The sequence below is a fragment of the Microthrixaceae bacterium genome (assembly GCA_023957975.1).
In the GTDB taxonomy this organism is placed as follows: Bacteria; Actinomycetota; Acidimicrobiia; order Acidimicrobiales; family Microtrichaceae; genus JAMLGM01.
The window spans coordinates 155,641-176,958 of sequence record JAMLGM010000010.1 but is presented as its reverse complement, the minus strand read 5'-3'; the positions used below and the strand labels follow the sequence as shown (position 1 = coordinate 176,958).

General features: G+C 65.9%; 18 protein-coding genes. 8 read left to right on the top strand and 10 right to left on the bottom strand.

The annotated features are described in order from the left end of the window. Positions 1-31: 31 nt before the first annotated feature. Positions 32-544: a pyridoxamine 5'-phosphate oxidase family protein gene (locus tag M9952_14430; protein ID MCO5314119.1), complete on the top strand. Its 513-nt coding sequence runs from the start codon at positions 32-34 to the stop codon at positions 542-544. Between the two features lie 113 nt (positions 545-657). On the opposite strand, the gene M9952_14425 is transcribed toward M9952_14430, so the two are convergent. Beyond that, positions 658-837: a hypothetical protein gene (locus M9952_14425; GenBank protein ID MCO5314118.1), complete on the bottom strand. Its 180-nt coding sequence runs from the start codon at positions 835-837 to the stop codon at positions 658-660. Then, positions 834-1,082, bottom strand: a complete 249-nt coding sequence (locus tag M9952_14420; GenBank protein MCO5314117.1) for a hypothetical protein — start codon at positions 1,080-1,082, stop codon at positions 834-836. Before M9952_14420 ends, M9952_14425 begins: the two co-directional genes overlap by 4 nt. 113 nt (positions 1,083-1,195) lie before the next feature. On the opposite strand from M9952_14420, the gene M9952_14415 reads away from it, so the two are divergent. From M9952_14415 to M9952_14405, 3 genes are all read left to right on the top strand, one after another. Further along, positions 1,196-1,882, top strand: a complete 687-nt coding sequence (locus M9952_14415) for a response regulator transcription factor (GenBank protein ID MCO5314116.1) — start codon at positions 1,196-1,198, stop codon at positions 1,880-1,882. After that, positions 1,879-3,177 carry a HAMP domain-containing histidine kinase gene (locus M9952_14410; protein ID MCO5314115.1) on the top strand — a complete coding sequence of 433 codons (1,299 nt, stop codon included), beginning with the start codon at positions 1,879-1,881 and terminating at the stop codon, positions 3,175-3,177. The genes M9952_14415 and M9952_14410 overlap by 4 nt, the downstream gene beginning before the upstream one ends. 81 nt (positions 3,178-3,258) lie before the next feature. After that, positions 3,259-4,215 (top strand): hypothetical protein, encoded by a 957-nt coding sequence (locus M9952_14405; GenBank protein ID MCO5314114.1) that lies wholly within the window; start codon positions 3,259-3,261, stop codon positions 4,213-4,215. Between the two features lie 168 nt (positions 4,216-4,383). Here M9952_14405 and M9952_14400 read toward each other — a convergent pair whose 3' ends face one another. Further along, positions 4,384-10,440, bottom strand: coding sequence for a DUF4011 domain-containing protein (locus tag M9952_14400; protein ID MCO5314113.1), 6,057 nt, complete (start codon positions 10,438-10,440; stop codon positions 4,384-4,386). Positions 10,441-10,561: 121 nt separating this feature from the next. On the opposite strand from M9952_14400, the gene M9952_14395 reads away from it, so the two are divergent. Continuing rightward, positions 10,562-11,800, top strand: a complete 1,239-nt coding sequence (locus M9952_14395; GenBank protein ID MCO5314112.1) for a hypothetical protein — start codon at positions 10,562-10,564, stop codon at positions 11,798-11,800. Positions 11,801-12,026: 226 nt separating this feature from the next. On the opposite strand, the gene M9952_14390 is transcribed toward M9952_14395, so the two are convergent. From M9952_14390 to M9952_14380, 3 genes are all read right to left on the bottom strand, one after another. Then, on the bottom strand, positions 12,027-13,379 hold the full coding sequence (locus M9952_14390) for a carotenoid oxygenase family protein (protein ID MCO5314111.1): 1,353 nt from the start codon (positions 13,377-13,379) through the stop codon (positions 12,027-12,029). Positions 13,380-13,504: 125 nt separating this feature from the next. Further along, a complete protein-coding gene (locus M9952_14385) occupies positions 13,505-15,145 on the bottom strand; it encodes an ATP-binding cassette domain-containing protein (protein MCO5314110.1) in 1,641 nt (546 codons plus the stop codon). Between the two features lie 195 nt (positions 15,146-15,340). Beyond that, a complete protein-coding gene (locus M9952_14380) occupies positions 15,341-15,682 on the bottom strand; it encodes a metalloregulator ArsR/SmtB family transcription factor (protein ID MCO5314109.1) in 342 nt (113 codons plus the stop codon). 78 nt (positions 15,683-15,760) lie between these two features. Between M9952_14380 and M9952_14375 the strand changes: the two genes are divergently transcribed. The 3 genes from M9952_14375 to M9952_14365 are packed head-to-tail and all read left to right on the top strand — an operon-like array spanning position 15,761 to position 17,510. Next, positions 15,761-16,213: a VOC family protein gene (locus tag M9952_14375; protein MCO5314108.1), complete on the top strand. Its 453-nt coding sequence runs from the start codon at positions 15,761-15,763 to the stop codon at positions 16,211-16,213. Beyond that, positions 16,210-16,977 carry an aquaporin family protein gene (locus M9952_14370; protein MCO5314107.1) on the top strand — a complete coding sequence of 256 codons (768 nt, stop codon included), beginning with the start codon at positions 16,210-16,212 and terminating at the stop codon, positions 16,975-16,977. The genes M9952_14375 and M9952_14370 overlap by 4 nt, the downstream gene beginning before the upstream one ends. Further along, positions 16,974-17,510 carry an arsenate reductase ArsC gene (locus M9952_14365; GenBank protein ID MCO5314106.1) on the top strand — a complete coding sequence of 179 codons (537 nt, stop codon included), beginning with the start codon at positions 16,974-16,976 and terminating at the stop codon, positions 17,508-17,510. The genes M9952_14370 and M9952_14365 overlap by 4 nt, the downstream gene beginning before the upstream one ends. A 172-nt stretch (positions 17,511-17,682) precedes the next feature. On the opposite strand, the gene M9952_14360 is transcribed toward M9952_14365, so the two are convergent. The 4 genes from M9952_14360 to M9952_14345 form a co-directional block, all read right to left on the bottom strand. Beyond that, positions 17,683-18,321 (bottom strand): hypothetical protein, encoded by a 639-nt coding sequence (locus M9952_14360; GenBank protein MCO5314105.1) that lies wholly within the window; start codon positions 18,319-18,321, stop codon positions 17,683-17,685. Between the two features lie 165 nt (positions 18,322-18,486). Continuing rightward, a complete protein-coding gene (locus tag M9952_14355; protein ID MCO5314104.1) occupies positions 18,487-18,942 on the bottom strand; it encodes a DUF1801 domain-containing protein in 456 nt (151 codons plus the stop codon). A gap of 103 nt (positions 18,943-19,045) precedes the next feature. Next, positions 19,046-19,537 carry a MarR family transcriptional regulator gene (locus tag M9952_14350; protein ID MCO5314103.1) on the bottom strand — a complete coding sequence of 164 codons (492 nt, stop codon included), beginning with the start codon at positions 19,535-19,537 and terminating at the stop codon, positions 19,046-19,048. 112 nt (positions 19,538-19,649) lie between these two features. Further along, positions 19,650-21,251, bottom strand: coding sequence for a nitroreductase family deazaflavin-dependent oxidoreductase (locus M9952_14345; protein MCO5314102.1), 1,602 nt, complete (start codon positions 21,249-21,251; stop codon positions 19,650-19,652). Positions 21,252-21,318 lie beyond the last annotated feature (67 nt).

Sequence of the window (21,318 nt, the reverse complement as noted above, 5' to 3'; positions counted from 1 at the left end):
CCACGTGCCGTCAGCGGGTACGGTGCCGACCATGCCCGAAGCACAACGCCCAGCGATGGCCGAATACGGCGTCCCCGACGACCTCGATGGCACGCTCCCGTGGGACTGGGCCCGGCAACGGCTGGTCCCCAATCGCAACTACTGGGTCGTCACCGTCGATGCCGACCACCGACCCCACTCCACGCCGGTGTGGGGCGTGTGGGTCGACGACGACACGTTCTGGTTCTCGTGCGCCCACACCGCGCTGAAGGCACGAAACCTGCGGGCCAACCCACACGTTGCGGTCACCACCGCCGACACGGTCGAGTTCGTGTCGCTCGAAGGGGTCGCAGTCGAACTCACGCCACCCGCCGAGGTCGCCCGGGCCTGGGCGCTCAAGTACCGCGACGCCAGCGACGACGCCAGCGACGAAGCTGACGAGCTGACCGAGATGGAGGCGTTCTTCTCCGGCAACGCGGCCTTCCAGGTGCGCCCGACGAAGGTGATCGGGATGATTGAACGGCCCGACGAGTTCGCCCAGCGGGCGACCCGATGGGTCTTTTAGCGCGGCGCGGCCGAAGCGGCCACAACCACCGCACGGGGTCCGTCGATGAGACGCCGGCAATGCAGGCAACATCAACGGGTGAACGCAGCGTCCTGGCCGCGAACGCCGGTATCTCAGTCGAGTCGACGGTCGCGTAGCGGCGAGGAACGGGGCAACATCGTCGCCTCGACTCCCGTTGCGAGCAGGAGCCGATCGCGGCAACTCGCCCGCTCATCCGCCCGCCAGCTCGCGTCGATGGCCGCGCCGATCATCACTCCCACGATCCCGACCACGACACCTTCTCGCGCCTTCATGGCCGGATCACCCGCCACGCTTCGATACTGAGTGCAAGCGCAACGCCCAGCGGCACCGCCGCCAAGATGTCGGTGATGTGGATGCCTCGGTGACTGTTTAGATTCACGAGAATCGGGCCCGACAGCGGGTGTGCACCGAGAGCGACCCACCCGACAGCACCCATCACAAGCGCCACGGCGGCGATGAGGAGCAGCGATCCGTGCGCCAGACGGGGTAAGCGGTGATCAAGAAAGACCGGTTGCATGGATCACATGATGGGGACCGCCCGGTTGTCGGCTGACTAGACCAAGGTGAGGGGACGGTAAAACCTCGCCCGATGGTGTCGGCACCAACGCCCCGCTCCGGCACACTGAGGGCGTGGAACAGGTCCTGGTGGTTGAAGATGACGAGGGAATTCGCTCGGGCCTCGTGCGTGCGTTGGGCAATGCCGGCTACGAGTGCATCGCCGCTCCCGACGCGGCCACCGCCCGTGCCATCGTCAACGCACCGAACCTGATCCTGTTGGATCTCGGGCTTCCCGACGCCGACGGACTCGACCTGGCACGCGAACTCGGTGGTCGATGGCCGAGCGTTCCGATCATGATCCTCACCGCGCGGGCCGAGGAGATGGACATCGTGATCGGCCTCGATGTCGGCGCGGTCGACTACGTGGTGAAACCCTTCCGACTCGCCGAGTTGATGGCCCGAATCAGGGCCCACCTGCGCCAGGTCGCCCTGGTTGACGACGACACCGACCAACACCTGTCGAGCGCCGGAATCGATGTCGATCTGGGTGCCCGCACAGTGCGCGTGGACGGTGCCGAGGTGGCGTTGCGCGTCAAAGAGTTCGACCTGCTGGTGGAGCTCATCGCCCATGAGGGGCGCGTGGTCACCCGCGAAGATCTGATGGCGAACGTGTGGGACGAGCATTGGTTCGGGTCGACCAAGACCCTCGACGTTCACGTTGCCTCATTGCGGCGACGACTCGGAGAGGCCCCGGGCTCACCCTCGCGGATCACCTCGATTCGAGGTGTCGGCTATCGCTGGGAGCGCGAACCGCGATGAAGCGCCGGATCTTGGCCGCGATCGTCGGGGTTGCGGTGGTGTGTCTTGGCCTGCTCAGCCTCCCACTCGGCTGGTACATCATCTCCAACGAGCGCGACGGGGTCGACCGCAACTTCTCGCTGATCGCCGAGCGGGCGGTGAACGCGCTCACCCTCGATGGCGACTTCGGCGCCAACGGCAACTACCCGCTGCCCGATTACCGCGAGCCGGTCGATGTGGCGGTGTACGACGTTGAGGGTCGACTCGTGGCCGGAGTCGGTCCGAAGTGGGCGGATCGAATCACCGATTCGGCTCATCTGCTCACGCTCACGGGAACCACGCGCACCGAACGGGTGCTGGCCCGCCCCGTGGTTGCGCATCAGGAGAAGATCGGCACGGTTCGCGTCGCTGAACCCCTTTCGGCCGCGGGTCGGCGGGTGGCGAAGGTGCTGGTGCTGCTCGGCGGCATGAACCTTGTGATCCTCGGGGGCGCGGTGGTGGTCGGGCGATGGTTGAGCGGCCGGTTGGTGCAGCCGTTGAGCGACATCCGCGACGATGCGGTGCGGCTGGGGCAAGGGGATTTCGCTCTTGCACCGCTTCGATCGGGAATCGCCGAACTCGACGCCACCTCTGAAGCACTCGCCGACACCGCGGCACGTCTCGATGCGGTGCTTCAGCGCGAACGCTCGTTCACCGCCGATGTTTCCCACCAACTTCGCACACCGCTGACCTCGCTTCGCTTGACCCTCGAGAACGAACTCGACCACCCGAGCGAGCCACCCGACGAGGCAATAGCCGGCGCCCTCGCCGACGCCGACCGGTTGGAATCCACGATCACCACACTGCTTCGAGTCGCCCGCGATCAACCGACGTCACGAGATGCCCTCGACCTCGACAGTTGGGCGGGTTCCATCCGCGATCGTTGGAACGAAACCTTCGACGCGGCCGGGCGCTCCATTGCGCTCACCGCAGAGGATGGTCGAGCGCATGTGAGCGGTGCGGTCCTCGATCAGATCGTCGACATCCTGGTTCAAAATGCGCTGGATCATGGATCCGGACGCGTCTCGGTGACCGTCGAAACGCGCGATGACCACCTCGACGTGGTCGTGGGCGATGACGGATCACTCACACGCGCCACCGAGGACCTTTTCGAACGACGCGACCCCGGAGCCCACGGTCACGGCTTGGGGCTTGCACTCGGACGCTCGCTCGCCGAGGCCGAAGGAGGCCGCTTGGTGGTCGCATCGAGCAGTCCGACCTCGTTTCGACTGGTCCTACCGGCGGGGCGCTTCGCCCAACCTCGCACCGCCCGCTAACGCGGCGGGGGCCAACGCCGGCGATCGACCCCTCCAGGACTCGCCCCCTCCAGGACTCGACCGCGGTGCAAGACTGCCGCCATGACCTGCGAGCCACAACCCGCCGCGACACCGACGTCCGAATCAACTGCGGTCGAGCGATCCCCGCACCACGTGGAACTGTCTCGGCGCACGGTGCTCCGCGGGGTGTTCGGAGGTGTGGTCGCCCTACCCGCCGCCGCAATGTTGAGTTCGTGCAGCGAGGATGACGGCGCCTCGGAGTCGCAAAGCACCACAACGGCCGGCGGTGCTGGCTCGACCACGACGACTGGGTCCTCGACCACGACACCCCCGCAAACCGCACCGACGCCAGCGTGGGCGTCTGGGGGAACCGACCTCATCACCGTGGACTATCCGTCGACGTCGATCTTCGCCACCGCCACGGCGTGCACCGTGACACTCACTTCCGCATTGATGGAAGGACCGTGCTACTTCCAATCCGACACCGGCGATGACATCTCCCTCGGCACCACCGGGCTGCCCATGCAGTTGTGCCTGCAACTCATCGACGAGAGCTGCGCGCCGCTCGACGGATACACGATCGAGGTGTGGCACTGCGACGCACGTGGCATCTATTCGGGAGACACCAGCGAAAGCCACGACGCCACACGATTCGCCGGAGCGTTCTGCACCGAGGACGCCCCACAGGCGCTCGAGAGCAGCTACTGCCGCGGTCAAGCGACGACCGATGCCGAGGGCAGAGTGAACTTCAAGACGATCTTTCCGGGCTGGTACTCCGGGCGGACCATCCACATTCACTTCGCGGTCAGCGACGCCGACGGCACGAGCCGCATCATCTCGCAATGGTGCTACGTCGATGAACTCGCCGAGGAGATCTACACGACCCACGATCGATACTCCGGCCGGGGAAGCCAAGACACGACCCTCGCGAGTGGCACCGACGGCGTGTTCCCGAACGACTACGAACCCTTCGTGCTCAACACCCGGGCGAACGCTGACGGTTCGATGCTCAGTTACGGCGTCATCCAGATCGCCTGACGGGCGCCGGCCGGGGGCGCGGCCGAGTGCTGCGGCCCGGGTGTTGTTGAATTTGGCGAGGGATGGCGATACCGCGCCCCTCATGTACAACACCCGACTCGATCACTGCCCGACCGGCGCCGCCGCGCTCACGCGCCGCAGCGCTCACGCGACGACACGGTCATGACCCTACCGGGCCGCAGACATTGAGACTACGTTGTCGTTGAGCGCGAATAGGCCGTGTTCCACGCAGTACAAAAGCACCGCCAACAGACGCTCCCGGTACGGCGCCGTCAGCCGCGAGGATCCGAGCATCATCGACGAAGCCTTCAACAAATCCTCGACCTCCACCGGCGGACCCTCGTTCAGCCGGGCGAAAAACGTATTGACGATCTCCTCTGGGGGAATCTGGTCTGCGGAGCGCCGCTCAAGCTCTCCCGATCCTCGCCACAGGCTCCACGTGTCAGGGTCAAGCCGGCGCGGCCACACGAAACTGCCGAAGTCAGAGGTCCGAACGAGATCGCTCGGCAGCAGCGTGGCCAGTTGGTCGATCCGAGCTGCCGTGACGCGGTTGAGTCCGTGCCTGCGTGCCAACGTTCGAAGACACTCGGATGCCTCGATCGGACCGAGTGATTCGATGATCTCCGACAATTCGTTGCGAAGGTCGGCTTCGACTTGTGGATCACCGAGTCGGTCGAGATCCGAACCGTGACCGCTCACCGACGTCGCCTCATCGTCGGTGACCGCCGTACGATCGGCCCCGACCGCCCCTCCGATGGCGCCAGAAGCCAGCTGCGGCGCGGCCATGGAAGGTGCCTCCATGGAAGGTGTCGCCGCAACGTGAATCCTCGCAGCATCCCGTGCGATCCGCTCAGCCTCGGCCACGTCGGCACGGCCCAGCGCAGCGGCGATGCTCGCCAGCACCTCATCTCGTTGGAACACCCACGCTGGCAGCCACAAACGGACGACCTCGGGCCAATCCATGAGCCCCTTGAGCACCGAACTCGGCATCACATCACGATCAAACACCGTCCTGCGACGGGCCCAACCGGGCCCGTCGAACAACACGGCCACCTTCCACGACCTATCCCCCGGCCGCCGCACAGCGAGATCGATCTTGAAGTCGCTCAACCCGACGTCGGCCTCGGTCTCGTACCCTTCGCAACGAAGTGCTTCTGCAACGGCGTCACGGTGTCGACTCGGCGAGCGGCGACCCGACCCGCGTGAGCGTCCCTCCGCGCCGTCTCGTGCCGCCGTGAGGTATTCGCACAACAGTTGAATCCCGACCGCGGACGAGTCGGTGACCGACATCTCTTCTGGGTCGAATGAACAAAAGACCACCACCTCTGCACGTGCACGGGTCACCGCTACGTTCAGGCGGCGCTCACCCCCACGTTGGTTGAGCGGCCCGAAGTTCAACGGAAGCCGGCCGCGAACCTCGGCTCCGTCGGGGCCCACACGGAACTGCGGAGCGAACCCGACCGACATCAAGATCACATCGCGCTCGTCTCCCTGGACGTTCTCCAAGTTCTGGACCAACAACGACGTGCTGTCATCGCGCTCGAGCAACTCCAGCACCTTCGGGTGCTTTGTCGCCTCCAACAACGAAATCACAAGGTCCTTTTGTGGTGCGTTCAACGTGACCACGCCGATGCTTTCGTCTGCGCTCACCGGGTTCTCGATGCGCCGAAGCACCTCCGCCACGACCGCTTCGGCCTCGACCCGGTTCGTCCGCAACGGCCAGTCCGTCTCGGAGCTGTCGACCCGCCCACGCCGAAAGCGCCCGTCGATCCGCCTCCACCCGATCGGAGGAATCGCTTCATCCGCAGGCGACGGAAAGGTCGTGAGCGCATCGTCGTAGAAGTGCCGATTGCTGAACGCGATCAGACCCTCGTGACGGCTTCGGTAGTGGCATTTCAACGTGAGCGCAGCAATGTTTGACTCCCGACACTCCTCAAGGATGCTTTCGAGATCGACCAGGAGCGGCTCCTCGGTTTCGTCCTCGGAACCTCCGGAACGGCCGCCGAATCGACTCGGTGGCATCTGTCGAGTGTCGCCGACCACCACCGCCGCCTTGGCGCGGCCCATAGCGCCGATCGCTCGTGGCACTTCGATCTGCGACGCCTCGTCGAACACGACCAGATCGAAATCGACCGCTCCCGGCGGGAGAAACCGGGCCACCGAATCGGGGCCCATCAAGAAGCACGGCGTGAGGTCGCTGATCTGGGCGCCGTAGCGTTCAAACAGTGCGCGCAGGCTCAATCGACGGGACTTGCGATTCAGTTCCTGTTCAAGCTCTCCCCACTTGCCCGTCCGCTTCCCTCCGGGGATCGGTCGGCGTTGGATCAGCTCCGCCGGAATCCGGTCGACCATGAGCTCTCGCCGTCGCTGCTGAAGCGCGGCGTAGTCCTCGGCAGCCCGGTCGTGCGCGCGGCCATCGATCGTCGCCAGGCCTCCGGCATCGAAACGCTCCGACACCGATGCACGGTTCAACCCTCGGCGAAACATCGACGTCGCCTCATCAAGGTGCAGCGCTCCGTCCAGAACCGAGCCGGCGACCTCATGCAACCCGACGTCGGTGAGCGGGGCGATCGCGGCGGCGATCTCAGACCAGCGTTGGAGCTCGATCAGGCGCTCGTCAGCCAACCACGACGACTCTGCACCCGCCCACGCCTCGAAGAACGATCGAACGCCGACCCATCGCTGAAACGACCCAGCATCGACAACCAGGACCCGGGCGATGTAGTCCCAGGCATTCGTGCAGTACCGCAGGCTCGCGGAGAACCCATCGGGCAGGGGGGTTGCTGAGAGGGTGGCCTCCGCCATCGCCTGACCGAACGGGTCTGCCAGCACCTGCGCCGTCGTCGCCTGCAGCTCGAGGTGGGCGCGCAACGCGTCGACGTGGCCTTGGCCGAGCGGATCCCAATCGGCCAACCCACGAAGCTGCACCGCCTGAGCGACCGCTGAGCGCAACGCGGCCCATTCGGCTTGGACCTGCTGGACACGACGAAGGACCGCAGACTGGTCCTCCACGCTGACCTCGACGTGTGGCTGCACCAGAAATGGCGCAACCCCGGCGCGGAACTCGCGGATGGATCGCGAACGACTCAACAGCCCGGCCGACATCGCGGCGTCGCCCAAAGCGATCAACGGTGCGATGTCGACGTTGTAGATCGTGGGCTGCACAACCACACTCAGCTCACGGTGCGAGGCCACAAAACGATCGATCCGCGCCAAGAACTGGCTCCACCCCGCCACCCACCCATCGGTGCCGACCGACGCGTCGATCGTGCCCACGGGAGACACGGCGTCAAAACGCTCCGCCAACGTTGCGAGGCGAGCGAGGTCGGTCGGCGACTCGACCGACTCGAGCAGCGAACGGACCGGCGCTGGAGCCGAGATGATCGAGCGGCGGCACTGGGCGAGCTGTCGGAGCACCTCCGAGAACTGGGCGCGATCCACCGAATCGAGGGTGGTGCATCGGGCCAGCGACCAGGGATGATCCGTCCGGACCCGATCCCCGACGATTCGACCGACATCACGAAAGGTCCGCGCGGCCGCAGCCAGACGTTCGGGCCCCGCCGCCAGCACCGCCGGCGGAATCGTCAGGAACGGGCCGTCTCCGAGTCGCAGATACTCGTCATATGCGCTCCACGCCGAGTCGCCCACCGCGTTCGTGCCATGGAGCGCGTCCCGGTAGCCCGTGAGCCTCCGATCCACCGCCTCGAGGTCATCGCCCGTCTCGCTCCACTCCGAGGAACAATCGACCGCGTCGAGGTCGAGCGAGTTGCGGATCTGCGATCGAATCGACTCCGGCTTGGCCTTCTTGTCGAAGAGGTCGAGATACGAGGCGGTCAACCCCACCTCGTCGAGGCGCCGTCGAACCACCTCGAGCGCCGGCTGCTTCTCCGCGACGAACAACACCTTGAGCCCCGCCGCCATCGACGCCGCGAGCAGGTTGGTGATCGTCTGGCTCTTGCCGGTCCCCGGCGGCCCCTCCAGCACAAAAGTCCGACGGGCCACCGCCCATTGGACCGCTTCGAGTTGCGACTCGTCGCACTGCACCGGACACAGCGGCTCGACGAGCTCGGCCCCGTCAACGTCGCCAAATTCTTGGACGAACGTCTCTCCCGGCGTCGACACGAGGTGGGACACGATCGGTGCCTTCACAAACTCCCGCCAATGGTCCCGCAGGTCACGCCACAGACGGAAGGACGCGAAATCGACAACGGCGAGATGGGCCACTTCGAGCACCCGGGCGTTGTTCGCCTTCGCTGCCGACAACACATCGCGAACCTCTGCAAACAGGGCGGCCACATCGATGCCGTGCTCGTCGGTGACCGGGGTCTCGAGCGTGTCGAGGGACAAACCGTGCGTCTGGCGGAGCTTTTCGATCAGGCAGTAGTTCGCAACCGGCTCGGCGGCATCGTCGATGACGATCGAATACCCCGTCGCCTCTCGCCCTTGAACCCGCACCGGAACCAGGATCAGCGGCGCCCTGCCCTCGACCGACGCGATCGTTCCGTTCACCAGGTCGCCCCACTCGAGCAGCCCGATGCACAAGAACAGGTTGTTCGAACCCGTCAGATTCTCGATCTCTCGAGCCTTGCGTCGAAGCGACCCAATGCTGCGATTGAGCGTCGCTGAATAGTCGTCGGTCAGCGTTGCCTGGACGACGCGCTCCACAGCGGCAGCGGTGGCGCCCGCAAGCTGCTCCTCCGCTACGGATCGCAAGGCTTCGGCCTGCGCGATCGCGTCGCCGACGCTCGGGAAATACGCTTGGCCGCTCGTCGCGATATGTGCCGCATACAGCTCGTCGTTGTCCGGGTCCCGACCGAGTGAGGACGGAGCCGAGGTGGCTGGCACCAGGTAGATCGGCTTCGATGCCATCAACCGGTCCTCGAGCGCTGACAACGCCCTGGTCGGCAGCGGCAACCGAAGCACGCCGCGATCACCCCTCGAACCTCCGAGGCGGAGCAGTTGGTTCGAATAGCTCAAATCGAGCAGTGAACGCATCCAATTGACGACGCGTTCGGGTGCCTCGAACCGCTCCATTCGATCCACCGGCGCAGCTGGTCGGCTAACGGCCGACGGATGCGGAGGCGGAGGCGGATGCGGATGCGGAGCAGAGCTGTGGGTCGGGGCCGGAGCGGGCCACGCAGCGCCGCCGGCGACTGCTGAGGACCCAACGATCTCGCCCTGGTCGAGACTCTCGCCTGCACGGCGTGCGATCACCGCCGCGGTCGGCAAGGGGGCGACACCGAACGCGATCGCCCGCCCAATGTTGACCACGGCATTCAACCCGTCGCTGCCATCACCGAAATGACTCGCAGCACGCCGAACTGCAGCGTCGTACCCACCGTCGACATGCTGAGTGAACGACGTCGTTTCGACGCCAATCAGCGAATCGTTCGCGGCCAAAGAGGACACCAGGTTTCGGTCGGTGACCACCGGCTCGTTCAGACCCGGGTCGAGCGCGGCCGCCTCGTCGGTCGTGAACGCCGCAAAGGCATGCCCGGCAACAAGTACCACCATCGCGTCGAGGCCCATCGCCCCGAGGACCGAGGCGTACAGACATGCAGAATCGAGACACGTTGCCGCCGATTCGGCCATGACCATCTCAGGTGTTCGCACCTTCTGGCCGTAGCCTTCGAAGGCTGCGGGAGGGTTTGAATACTCGATCCCCGCTTCAAACATCGCGTCGAATGCTGCGCGGGCGAGCTGCCTCACCCGGTCAGTACCCGACTGATATCCCTCCGTCGACGTGGCGCCCGTGCGCTCACCCAACAGCTCGCGCGTTCGCTGGAGTATCGGCCGCAACGCAGGGCTGTTCGGTTGCACGAACGCCGCGAGCGAGTCGTAGTGCGACGGCCGGAACAACCACTGATTGGCCGCAAGAAACGTCATCGGTTCGCGTTGGATGCCAACGACCTCCCCGTCGACGATCACCTCGACCACGACGTAGCCGTCGATCCGCTCCTCCAACATGGCGAGGGCGCGCAGGTTCGGACGCATGGCGATCCGCTCCCACACCTCATCGCCGCCGACCAGCGGCATGTCGATCCGCCGCGAGACCGGGTAGAGCAAATCGCTCGCAGACGCCGACTCCACCCGGCACGTCACCACCGCTTCGACGGCTTCGAGCGCCAGATTCGTGATCGCAACACGGCGGATCGGCGCCATATGGCTCGCCGCCAAGTAGTACGTCCCCGCTGCTTCGATTCTGATGTCGACCAACTCCGCCACAGCCGGAGTTTAGAGGCGTCGGCCCCCGATTTCCTCGACATCGGTCGCCTCCGGGTGCACAGCGCCCATGCGGAGTTCCGCCCACCGCCGATACCCTGACAGGCGAGCGGAAGGCAGGCAGATGAACGACGAAATCGAACTATTCCGGGACAACGACGGTCTTGCCGTCGTCGGCTCCGAGCGTGCTATCGAGCGGTTCATGAGTTCGACCGGGCTGGCGACCGTCGGGGCGTCCCAGAGCACCGCTTTGTTCAAGGCAGGCGCAACGTTCGCTGACGCGGGATCCCAGGTCATGGCGAACTCCAGCCGTTGGGTCAAACTCACCGAGGAGTCCGCGCAGAAGGTCAAAGAGATCGGGTGGACTCCCACGAAAACGCCAGGCGTCAGCCATGCGATGTTGGGCGAACGAGGTGACATCCAGAGCTGGGTTCAGATCGTCACGAAGCCAACGTCGATCATCACGAACCCCGCGGTCCTCACGGGTGTCGCCGGGCTCATGTCGCAGCGGGCCATGCAACAACAAATGGACCAGATCGTCGACTACCTCAAGGTGATCGATGCAAAGCTCGACCGGGTTCTCCGGTCCCAGACCAACGTGGTCCTCGCCCGCTTGGACGGGGTCGAGATGGCGGTTCGAGAGGCGATGAGCGTTCGAGGTTCGGTCGGTCGAGTCTCGGATGTGACGTGGTCAAAGGTGCAGTCATCGGCACAGGCCGTTCACGACACCGTGGGTGTCGCGCTGCGTGAACTCGGCGACCTCGCAGACAGAATCGAAGCGTCGTGGAGCATCTCCGACCTCGCCAGGAACACCGATGGAGCGAAGGCCGACGTCCAGAAATGGCTGGTGGTCCTCGCTCAGTGCTTCAAGTTGTACGACGCTGTCGATGTCCTCGAACTCGATCGTGTCTTGGACGGGGCTCCCGAGGAACTCGAGGCCCACCGCCTGGGTCTTCAGGCGGCGAGACAAGACCGGTTGGAACAGGTCTTGGAGCGCACCACCCGCCTCCTTGCTCAGATGGATGTTGCTGCGTCCAGGGCCAACTCGAAGGTGTTGTTCAACCCGCAGAAGTCACGCGGTGTCGTCGCCTCCGTCAACGCGGTTGCACACGACGTCGGCTCGTTCCACCACGTCCTCGGTATCGAGTCCGGACAGGACCCCGCTGAAGCCAAGCGATGGAAACAAGCCATGGCAGAGCGCTGGTCCGATGCCCTTGAAGCAGGGGCCGACGGTGTTGACGAACTCAAGCGGTTCGGTGACGAGGCCAAGAACCGGGCCGGAGCGACGAAGAACAAGCTCGCCGTCAGATTCGCCGAGCGACGTAAAGGTCGAAGCAGCGTCGACGCTCAACACGACGGCTGAAGTACCGCTCGTCCTCCCACACTCGAGTCCTCGGTGGCTCGGACCCGGCAACTTTCAAAGATTGTGCAGAAAGCGACACGTGATGTCGCTTTCTGCACAATCTTTGCCCTCGGCCGTGTGTTGCGGCCCGGGGGTTTTTGATGGAGGGGGGGCGAAACCCCCGCCCCTCATGTACAACACCCGACTCGATCACTGCCCGACCGGCGCCGCCGGCACCGCGGCCCGCTCAGAACGCGTCGGGCACCCAGTTGCCGTGAAAGCCGTGCGGCACCCGGTTGGGCAGCAGCACGCGAGCGACGGGACCCGCCGTCGGATCCGAGGCCGACAGCACCACCAATTCGCTGCGATCCGTCCGAGCGTCATAGACCAGGCTCATCAACCAGCCGTCGTCCTCGTCCGCGCTCTCGTGGCGCGGCACCATCACCCACTCGCCGGCCACACGGCCCGGCCCCATATCGATGATCTCGGCGTCGCCACCCCGGGCATCGAGTCGCACGAGCGCTCCGCCGAAGTCGTTGAGGTCGTCGCGACGTTGAACCCCCGAGGCATAGCCCCAGCGGTGTTGCCGGCCGACCAGTCGCTCGTCGACCCGAGGGAACTCGAGGGCGACATCGCTGAGTTGCTCCTCGCTCACCCGACCCGTCGCCGTGTCCAACGTCCAGCGCCACAACAACGGCACCGACTCCTCCGGACCGAGCGGACGCACGTCGAACATCCGCGAGTACCGAACCACATCGATCACGACCTTGTCGCCGTCGTCGAATGCGTTGAGCGGGTGAAAGACGTAGCAGGGCTCAACCTCGAACCACCGGACCTGATCGCCGCGACCGCCGAGCGGCAACACCCCCACACGCGCCCCGTAGTCATCGTTCCAGCGATACGGAAAGCTGGCGCCGTTGACGACGGCATCGAAATCGAACAGCACCGGAAAGTCGTAGGCGATCATCCGGGTGGCGGTGATCGAGCAGTCGTGTGCCATCGTCCCCCCGGCCACGTCGATGGTCTCGACGCTGCGCACCCGGGCATCGGGGCCCACCACGAGGTATTGAAGACCCGGAATCGCCCAGTGGTAGGCGATGGCGTGCAGATCGCCCGTCGCCGGATCGACCTTGGGATGTGCGGTGAAGCCGTTCGGCAGCGTGCCACCGAAACTGCTGTGTTCGATCGTGTCGAGTTCGTAGCTCAACTCGACCGGTCGAGCGCCCGCCTCGACGATCGCGAACGTCCGCCCGTCCAGCCCAATGACGTTGGTGTTCGCGGTGTCGAACGTGCCGTGACGCTCCCCCGGCGCGGGCGCCTCACCGAGCGCCTCACTGACCGCCGTCGAGCGCACATACCGGGCCCGGTACCAGTCGGCCCGACCCTCCCTGATGCGAATCCCGTGCACCATCGCGTCGCCCACGAACCAGTGATGGGTGGCCGGGTCGACCGGACCGATCGGGTTGGGGCCGTTTCGTAGATAGCGGCCCTCGAGTTCGGCCGGCAGCTCACCGATCACCTCGAGCTCGGTCGCCGTGACGTCACCGGGAATCGGCGCGTAGGGCCCCTCGATCCATTTATTCACTTCAATCGTCGACACGGCTGGCCCCCTCGCGTTTCGCCCTGACACCGCCATTCCTACCAGCGTCACCGATGCGCGCGACATCGCACCGAGCCAGGTCGAGCTCCGGCCGTCAGACCCGTCAGTCCGCGCTCAATCCGCGGTCAGTCCGCGGTCAACACCCGCGCCTCGCGAACCGACGAGGCGGCGACGTCGCCCTGCAGGACCGCCATCACCGAATCGACATCGGGAAACTCCCGCACGATCCCGTCGGCGTCGATATGCCAAAACGTCGACAGCGACCGCAGAAACGCCCGGTCGTGGGACACCGCGATGACCGTGCCGGTGAACGCTGTGAGCGCGTCCTGCAACACCTCGGAGGACTCGAGATCCAAGTTGTCGGTCGGCTCGTCCAACAGCAACAGGTTCGCACCGTCGAGTTCGAGGCACATGACATCGAGCCGGGCTCGTTGGCCACCCGACAGCGTGTCGACCAACCGGTCCGAAGCTCCCGCCAACCCGTAGCGCCCGAGCGCACCCATCGCCGCGGTGTCGTTGGTGACCCGACGACGGGCGATCTCGAACAACTCGCTGTCGTCGAACTCGACGCGCCGGTTCATCTGCGAGAAGTACCCCATGTTGATGCGGGCGCCGTAGGTGAACGCCCCGTCGCCAGCCGCGAGCTCGCCGGCGAAGGTCCGCATCAGATGCGACTTACCGGTTCCGTTCGGCCCGACCAGACCCACCCGGTCGCCGAAGTGGATCTCGCCGCTGAACGGCAACACCAATCCATCCACCCCGAGGCCGTCGCAGCGCAACACCACCCGCCCGCTGTCGGCCCCGACCAGCTTGGGGGTGATCTGATGGCGCGGCGCCGGGGGCGGCGGCGGGCCCGCTTCGACGTATTTCTTCCACCGCGTCTCCGCGGCGTCGGCCCGCGCCGCATTGCGGTGATTGCTCGCCGCACGCTGCTTCATCGTCTTATAGAACTGAAAGAGGCGACGCTCCTCTTCCTCCCACCGGGCGACATCGGCGGCGAGGCGTTCTTGGCGTTCGGCCCGCGCATCGTCATAGGTGCGATAACTGGCTCCGTGAACCCACGCACCCGAGGCCTCCAGGGTGACGATTCGATCCGCAGCGGTCGACAACAACTCACGGTCGTGGGAGATCAACAACACTGTGGCGTCACACTGTTGCAGGCACTCGCCGAGCCAGTTCTTCGCCGGGATGTCCAAGAAGTTGTCCGGCTCATCCAACAACACCACTTCGGGGTCGAGGGCGAACACGACGTCGAGCACCAGGCGCTTGCGCTCGCCACCCGACAGCGTGCTCACCATCCGGTCGCCGACCGCGCTCAGCCCGTCGCCGAGCACCCGCCGACACGCCTCATCCCAGGTGGCCTCGAGCTGGTACCCGCCGGCACCACCCCAGGCGTCGAGCGCGTCGCCGATCTCGAACGCGGCCTGGTCGTCGCCGGCGATCAGGCGCGACTCAACCTCGATCAACTGCTTGCCGGCGGCGGCCAGATGCTTCGGGGCGACCGCTGTCAACAACTCCTTGACCGTGACGTCGGTGTCGCCGATGCCGAGGTCCTGTGGCAGATAATGAACCTCGCCAGCGATCGCGATGTCGCCGTCGAGCGCGTCCAACTCGCCGGCGACGAGACGCATCAACGTCGTCTTGCCGACACCGTTACCGCCGACCAGCGCGCTCACCACACCCCGCGGGCACTTGAACGACACATCGTCGAACAAGATGTCCCCACCGGGATGGGCATAGGCGAGATGTTCGACGCTCAACGACACGTCGGCACACTAGCCAAGGCGGTTCGGCTGGCGGTTCGGCTGGCGGTTCGACCGGCGGTTCGGCTGGCGGTTCGACCCACAGTTCAACTGTGGGCAAATCAGGCGCACAGGTGGCCGGAATCGCCCACAGTTCAACTGTGGGCGCCGGACACGCCGCTGGCGCATGGCTCGGCTTCGGCTCGGCTTTGGCTCGGTTCAGGGCGTTCGGGAGTCGAGTGCGTCGCGCAGCGCTTCGAGTCGCTCGGAAACGATCGTGCAGTTGACCCAGCGGCCGACCTTCTCCTTGGTGATCAACCCGGCGTCGGCGAGCAATGACAGATGATGCGACACCGTCGGCTGCGACTTCCCGACCGGCTCTTCGAGGTCGCACGAACAGGCGGTCCCGCCGGGAGCGTTGGCGATGAGCGACAGCAGCCGCAAGCGCACCGGATCCGCCAACGCCTTGAATCCCGCGGCGAGCAGGTCGGCTTCGTCTGCGTCGAGCGGTGCGTTGAGGACCTGAGGACAGCACTCGTCGACCGTGGCGATCTTCTTCACGACACTCCTTGCATTCATCGACACCCATCGATACATTGATATTCGTCAATAGATTACCGCAACCCGAGGAGAATCCCGATGTCACGAATCCAACTCGCCCTCAACGTGTCCGATATCGACCAGGCCGTCGAGTTCTACTCCAAGCTGTTCGCCGCGGAGCCCGCCAAGCGCAAACCCGGATACGCCAACTTCGCCATCGCCGACCCGCCACTCAAGCTCGTCCTCATCGAAGGCGCCGTGGGTGGCACCCTCAACCACCTCGGCGTCGAAGTCGACACCGCACCCGAGGTTGAGGCGGCCGAATCCCGCTTGTCCGGCGACGGGCTCGACACCACCGGCGTCGACGACACGACCTGTTGCTACGCCCACAAGACCGAAACGTGGGTCACCGACCCCGACGGCGCCCCCTGGGAGGTCTACGTCAAGACCGGCGACGCCGAGCAGATGACCAACTCGCAGCGCGCCGACGCCGGCTCAGCCTCAGCCTCAGCCTCGGGCGCCGCCTCAGCCTCGGCCAACAGCTGCTGTTGAGACGCTCGCCCGACACGCTGCGGCCCACCCCGCTGCAGCCCGACACGCTGCGGCCCGGCGCGCTGTCCGGGGGCCGGGCCGCGGTCGCCGAGGCGCTCGGCACCGGGCTGCTCGTGGCCGTCGTCGTCGGATCCGGCATCGCCGCTCAGCGGCTCTCCCCCGACGACCTCGGCCTGCAACTCCTGCAGAACTCGCTCGCAACCGGTGCAGGCCTCGCCGCTCTCATCGCCGTGTTCGAACCGGTCTCGGGCGCCCACTTCAACCCGGTCGTCACCCTCATCGACTGGTTCGGCGGCGCCATCCGATCAGCGACCGCCACCGCCTACATCGCCGCCCAGATCCTCGGTGCCGGCCTCGGCTGCATGATCGCCAACCTCATGTTCGACCTCGACGCGGTCGCCGTCTCACACACGGAGCGGTCATCGTCGGGAGTATGGCTCGGCGAGGTGGTCGCCACGTTCGGGCTCATGATGGTCATCCTCGGACTCGGTCGCACCGGACGAGCGAGGTTCGCGCCGTTCGCAGTCGGCGGGTACATCACCGCCGCCTACTGGTTCACCTCCTCAACGAGCTTCGCCAACCCCGCAGTCACTCTCGGGCGGACCCTGACCGACACCTTCACTGGAATCGCACCGTCGAGCGCAGCGCCCTTCATCGCGTTCCAATTGATCGGCGGCACCCTCGCCTTCGCCCTATCCCGCTACCTCCACCCCAGCACCCACCCCTCCACCGAACGACCCACTAAACCAGGAGCAGCCCAGTGAGCGATTCCCCCCGCCCGACCGAAGACCGTCCGACCGAAGACCGTCCGACCGTACTGTTTCTGTGCATACACAACGCCGGTCGGTCACAGATGGCGCTCGGGTGGTTCCGTCACCTTGCCGCAGGTCGAGCGACGGCCTGGTCTGGAGGCAGCGAACCGGCCGAGCAGCTCAACCCCGTCGCCGTGGCCGCCATGGCCGAGGTCGGCATCGACATCGCCGCCGAACAGCCACGACGCTGGACCGACGCCAACCTGCGCAGCGCGGAGGTTGTCATCACCATGGGGTGCGGGGACACCTGCACCTATTACCCCGGCAAACGCTACGAGGACTGGGCCCTCGACGACCCCGCCGGCCAGGACCTCGACGCCGTCAGACGAATCCGCGACGACATCGAACGCCGCGTACGGGCGTTGCTCGACACGCTGGCGCCCGGACACCCGACCCACACGCTGGCGCCCGGACACCCGACCCACACGCTGGCGCCCGGACACCCGACCCACACGCTGGCGCCCGGACACCCGACCCACAGTTGAACTGTGGGCAAATCAGGCGCACAGGTGGCCGGAATCACCCACAGTTGAACTGTGGGCGGCGGTGACGAACTGTGGGTGACGCTCACGAACTGTGGGCGGCGGTGAACAGGGCCGCCCGCCCGCCCGCCCGCCGGGCGCCGCGCATCGAGCGTCGATCGGACCACTCGCCGCGCTACGGGAGTTCGAAGCGGACACGCTCCTCGTCGGTGAACGCCTCCGTCAAGAACGCGAGAAACTCCGGTCGCGCCCGAGCCAGGTGCCCTTCGATGACACGCAGCTCCTCGCCGATCACGACCGCTTCGAACCCCTGGTGGGTCGTCACTCGGCCGAGCGCACGGAACATGATCCCCTCGTCGCGAAACAGCGTCAGCGTGAGCGGATCGACAAACGACATCAGCCACCGTGCCCCTTGACGTCGCGCAAAGGTGTACATCGATCGGTACAACAGCTCGGTGAGCCCCTCGATTCGCCCCTCGGGAAGCACGGCGATGGACGGGCATTCGCAGATGAGTCCGGCCGGCACGTTCATCGGGTCGACGTACGGCGCGAGCGAGAGCTCGTCGATCTTGCCGAGAGTGGTGTTGGACACGGCAACCGGCCGCCCTATCGGATCTACCACGACGTGGAACGCCGATCGGTTGATCGGTCGAAAGCTCGGCGGAACCGCGGTCTGCCAATCCGGCTCCCCCGCCTCTGCGAGGGTTGAACGGTAGGCGTCGACCAAGCTCCCGACGATCGGATCTCCCGACACGACGAACACGTTCATGTCCTCGAGACTCGACTCGGGGCGGTCGCCGGCGTCGGAAAGCACGACCGGTCGATCAGAAGAAAGGGTGGAACCAGTGCTCGCCGACGACATCGAACCTCCAGAAGCTTCGCAAACCAATTCCCACCACACCCGGGTGCCCCAAGCTACCCGGCGCAGCGGAATCGGGGCGGATCTTTCGTCGGCCGACCCGCCCCGCCGGACGAAGCGTTACGTCGCAGAGCCGTCGTTCGCGTTCCGCCAGGCCTGCACGACGAGACGCTCCAGCACCTCCCTGTCGACCTCGGAGAGACGCTTCAGGTAGAGACAACCCTTCCCGGTCGTGTGCGGACCCAGTTGCTGGAGCAGCGGGTCGGCGGGTCCGTACCCGTCATGGATCCCGTACAGGGTGAGAGCGTTCGCACGGGGCGAAAAGCCCACGATGAACCACTCGTTCGTTCCGGTCGTGTTCGTGTAGGGCTTCGATCCGAACCCCACGATGGACGGACCCCACATGACCGCCGGCGCACCGGTCACGCGCGCGAACAATGCGCACACCTCGTGGCCTTCCGCTCGACGCCGCTCGTTCGGCACCGCATCCAAGAACGCTGTGACGTCGCTACCGGTCGGCTTGGTCTTGATCGTTGCCACGGTCTCGATCCCTCCCACGGTCTCGATTCGTTCCACAAGGGTGACACTACGGCGCCGGCGGGGCGATCGTCCCACCCACGGCCCCACCCTTCGGCATTTAATTGACTCGGTTACGTAGTCTTCGGCACCGATCTCGGCGTCAGTCGTCGACACGTTCGCTATCGGTGCGCTGCATGTCATCGATCAGGCGGCCCAGCAACTCCGCCAGTTGATGCTTCTCGTCGGCCGACCATGCGATGAGCGACGCTTGGAGATGTCGAAGGCCGACACTGCGGATTCGCTGAGCAACACGTCGGCCGCTTGGCGTGAGCCGGATGAGCACCACTCGGCCATCGTCTTTGGCCGCGCCGCGCGCGGTCAGTCCGGCCTCCTCCAGCGGCCCGAGCTGGCGACTCACCGCGGAGATGTCCATGTGTGCAGCGGCGGCGACGCCGGCGATGGGTAACTCACCGTGACGCAGCAACGAGCGGAGAATCTGCACACCCTGTTGGGAGATCTCAACACCTGCAGCATCGGTGATTCGACCCGCGACCTGACGGCTCCCAATCAGGCGACCCAGGCGCTGGATCACAACGAGAAGATCGTCCTCAGCCCCCGACTCCTCGAACTGTTGTTGCCTACGCTTGCCCACGGATGCTCCTCGCCCGGCCGAGTGCGATCGTACGGAACCTGTCCGGACCCGCTAACACCCGCGAGTCCGCGCAGCGGCGAGTCCGCGCAGCGGCGAGTCAACGCAGCGGCGATCATGGTTCGCAGCGCTTGGTCGGATGTCGTTCGTGGCCCTCGGGCACGAGTTCGAAGAGCCGAAACTCCCGGTCGGTGAACTGCGCGTATCGCACCCACCCCGGATACCACGTGATGGCCTCGTCCCAGGCGTCGGCACGTTCCTGACCCGTCAAGAGGACGGCCTCGACCGCGATGTCGCGTCCTCGAAAGTGCATCGTCGTCGAGGGGTGAGCCAGCAGGTTGGTCGTCCACGCCGGGTGGCTTTCTTGCGCGAAGTTGCTGCCGAGAGCCAGAAACGTTCCACAGGAACGTGGGACCACCGCCAGCGGTGTGCGGCGAACGGTCAGCGTCTTGGCTCCGGTGTGTTCGAGGATCATCAACGGCGAGGCTCGACTGTCGCCGATGATGCGACCGCCGCTGAGTCGGTCGATCGCCCGGTGAAGCGGGGGAAAGACCCTCGGCCCGAACTTGCGCAGCGGCCGAGAGCTCATCACCCTGCCCGGGACGCGAATGCCGCGCGGCGGGCGTGCCGGCCTGCCCATTGCCGGTTCGAACGCTCCGAGCTGACGAGACGTGACCAGGCCGGCCTCCGACCAGGCTGACAACGACGCAGCAAGAGTGTCGCTGAGCGGGCGGAGTTCGATGCCGAGGTCGGTCATCGAGGTGTCGTCGGTTCCGTTCCACCGGGTCACCAGCTCCATCGCTTCGTAGGTCGATTCGGTCTCGAAATTGAACCGCCCTCGCACCGCGTCGATCACCGACCCGGCCCACCGCAAGGCTGCGGGAGGCACCGGGGCGACCGGAAAGCGGCGGCCGGTGAGTCGTCGCAACTCGGTGGCGAGGGTGGCGAGACCGACGAAATGGCCTCCGCACATGATCCGGCGAACACCCCGGTCCGGTTCGAGAAGCCGAACGATGACCGCGGCGAGATCTCGGACGTCGATGATCGAAAGTGCGGCGTGACGGGTAGGCATCACGCCGCTGGCAACGAAGCGAGCTACCAAGCGAGCCATCTGGGTGGCGGGTTCGCCGAGCGCCGCACCGGCGCCGGGGCCGAGAATTCCGCTCGGGTACACGATCACGACCGGGGCACCGTCGGCTTGGAGGTCGCGAGCCACCTTTTCGCACGCCGCCGCCGATCGTGCGTGCGGCATCGATCGTGCGTGCGGCATCGACGACCGGCCGATGGGATGGTCGGGAGTCAACGCTGCGACCCCGGGCTCGAACAGGGCGCTGGTGCTCGAGATGTGAATGATGGGGTCGAGCCCGAGCTCATGGGCGAGGCCGAGCACGGTACGGGTGCCGTTGCGGTTCCGTTCGATCATCAACCCGTCGCTACGAGGATCCGTCGACACCTCGGCGTCGCAGTGGACATCGGCGCAGTGGACATCGGCGCAGTGAACAACGGCGTCGCAGGTGCTCAACGCGGAACGAACCGCTTCGCTGTCGTTCATGTCCCCGATCACCGTCTCGGGAACGGCGACACCGAGCGCCGCCATCGGCTCGATCAATCGGTCGACGCTGCGAACGAGCGCGACGACGCTATGGCCGGCGGCGACGAACGCCGCGGTGGTATGCGCCCCGACGTAACCGGTCGCCCCGGTCACCATCACTCGCATCGGCTCCCCCCGTTCTACGCAGCGTTCATCACCGGCCGTTCATCACGGGCCGTTGTCCCGACCGGCG

Bases quoted from the DNA above. Each gene is read 5' to 3' on its own strand.
- M9952_14425 (MCO5314118.1), bottom strand. From the start codon at position 837: ATGAAGGCGCGAGAAGGTGTCGTGGTCGGGATCGTGGGAGTGATGATC.
- M9952_14395 (MCO5314112.1), top strand. From the start codon at position 10,562: ATGAACGACGAAATCGAACTATTCCGGGACAACGACGGTCTTGCCGTC.
- M9952_14430 (MCO5314119.1), top strand. From the start codon at position 32: ATGCCCGAAGCACAACGCCCAGCGATGGCCGAATACGGCGTCCCCGAC.
- M9952_14410 (MCO5314115.1), top strand. From the start codon at position 1,879: ATGAAGCGCCGGATCTTGGCCGCGATCGTCGGGGTTGCGGTGGTGTGT.
- M9952_14345 (MCO5314102.1), bottom strand. From the start codon at position 21,251: ATGCGAGTGATGGTGACCGGGGCGACCGGTTACGTCGGGGCGCATACC.
- M9952_14420 (MCO5314117.1), bottom strand. From the start codon at position 1,082: ATGCAACCGGTCTTTCTTGATCACCGCTTACCCCGTCTGGCGCACGGA.
- M9952_14405 (MCO5314114.1), top strand. From the start codon at position 3,259: ATGACCTGCGAGCCACAACCCGCCGCGACACCGACGTCCGAATCAACT.
- M9952_14375 (MCO5314108.1), top strand. From the start codon at position 15,761: ATGTCACGAATCCAACTCGCCCTCAACGTGTCCGATATCGACCAGGCC.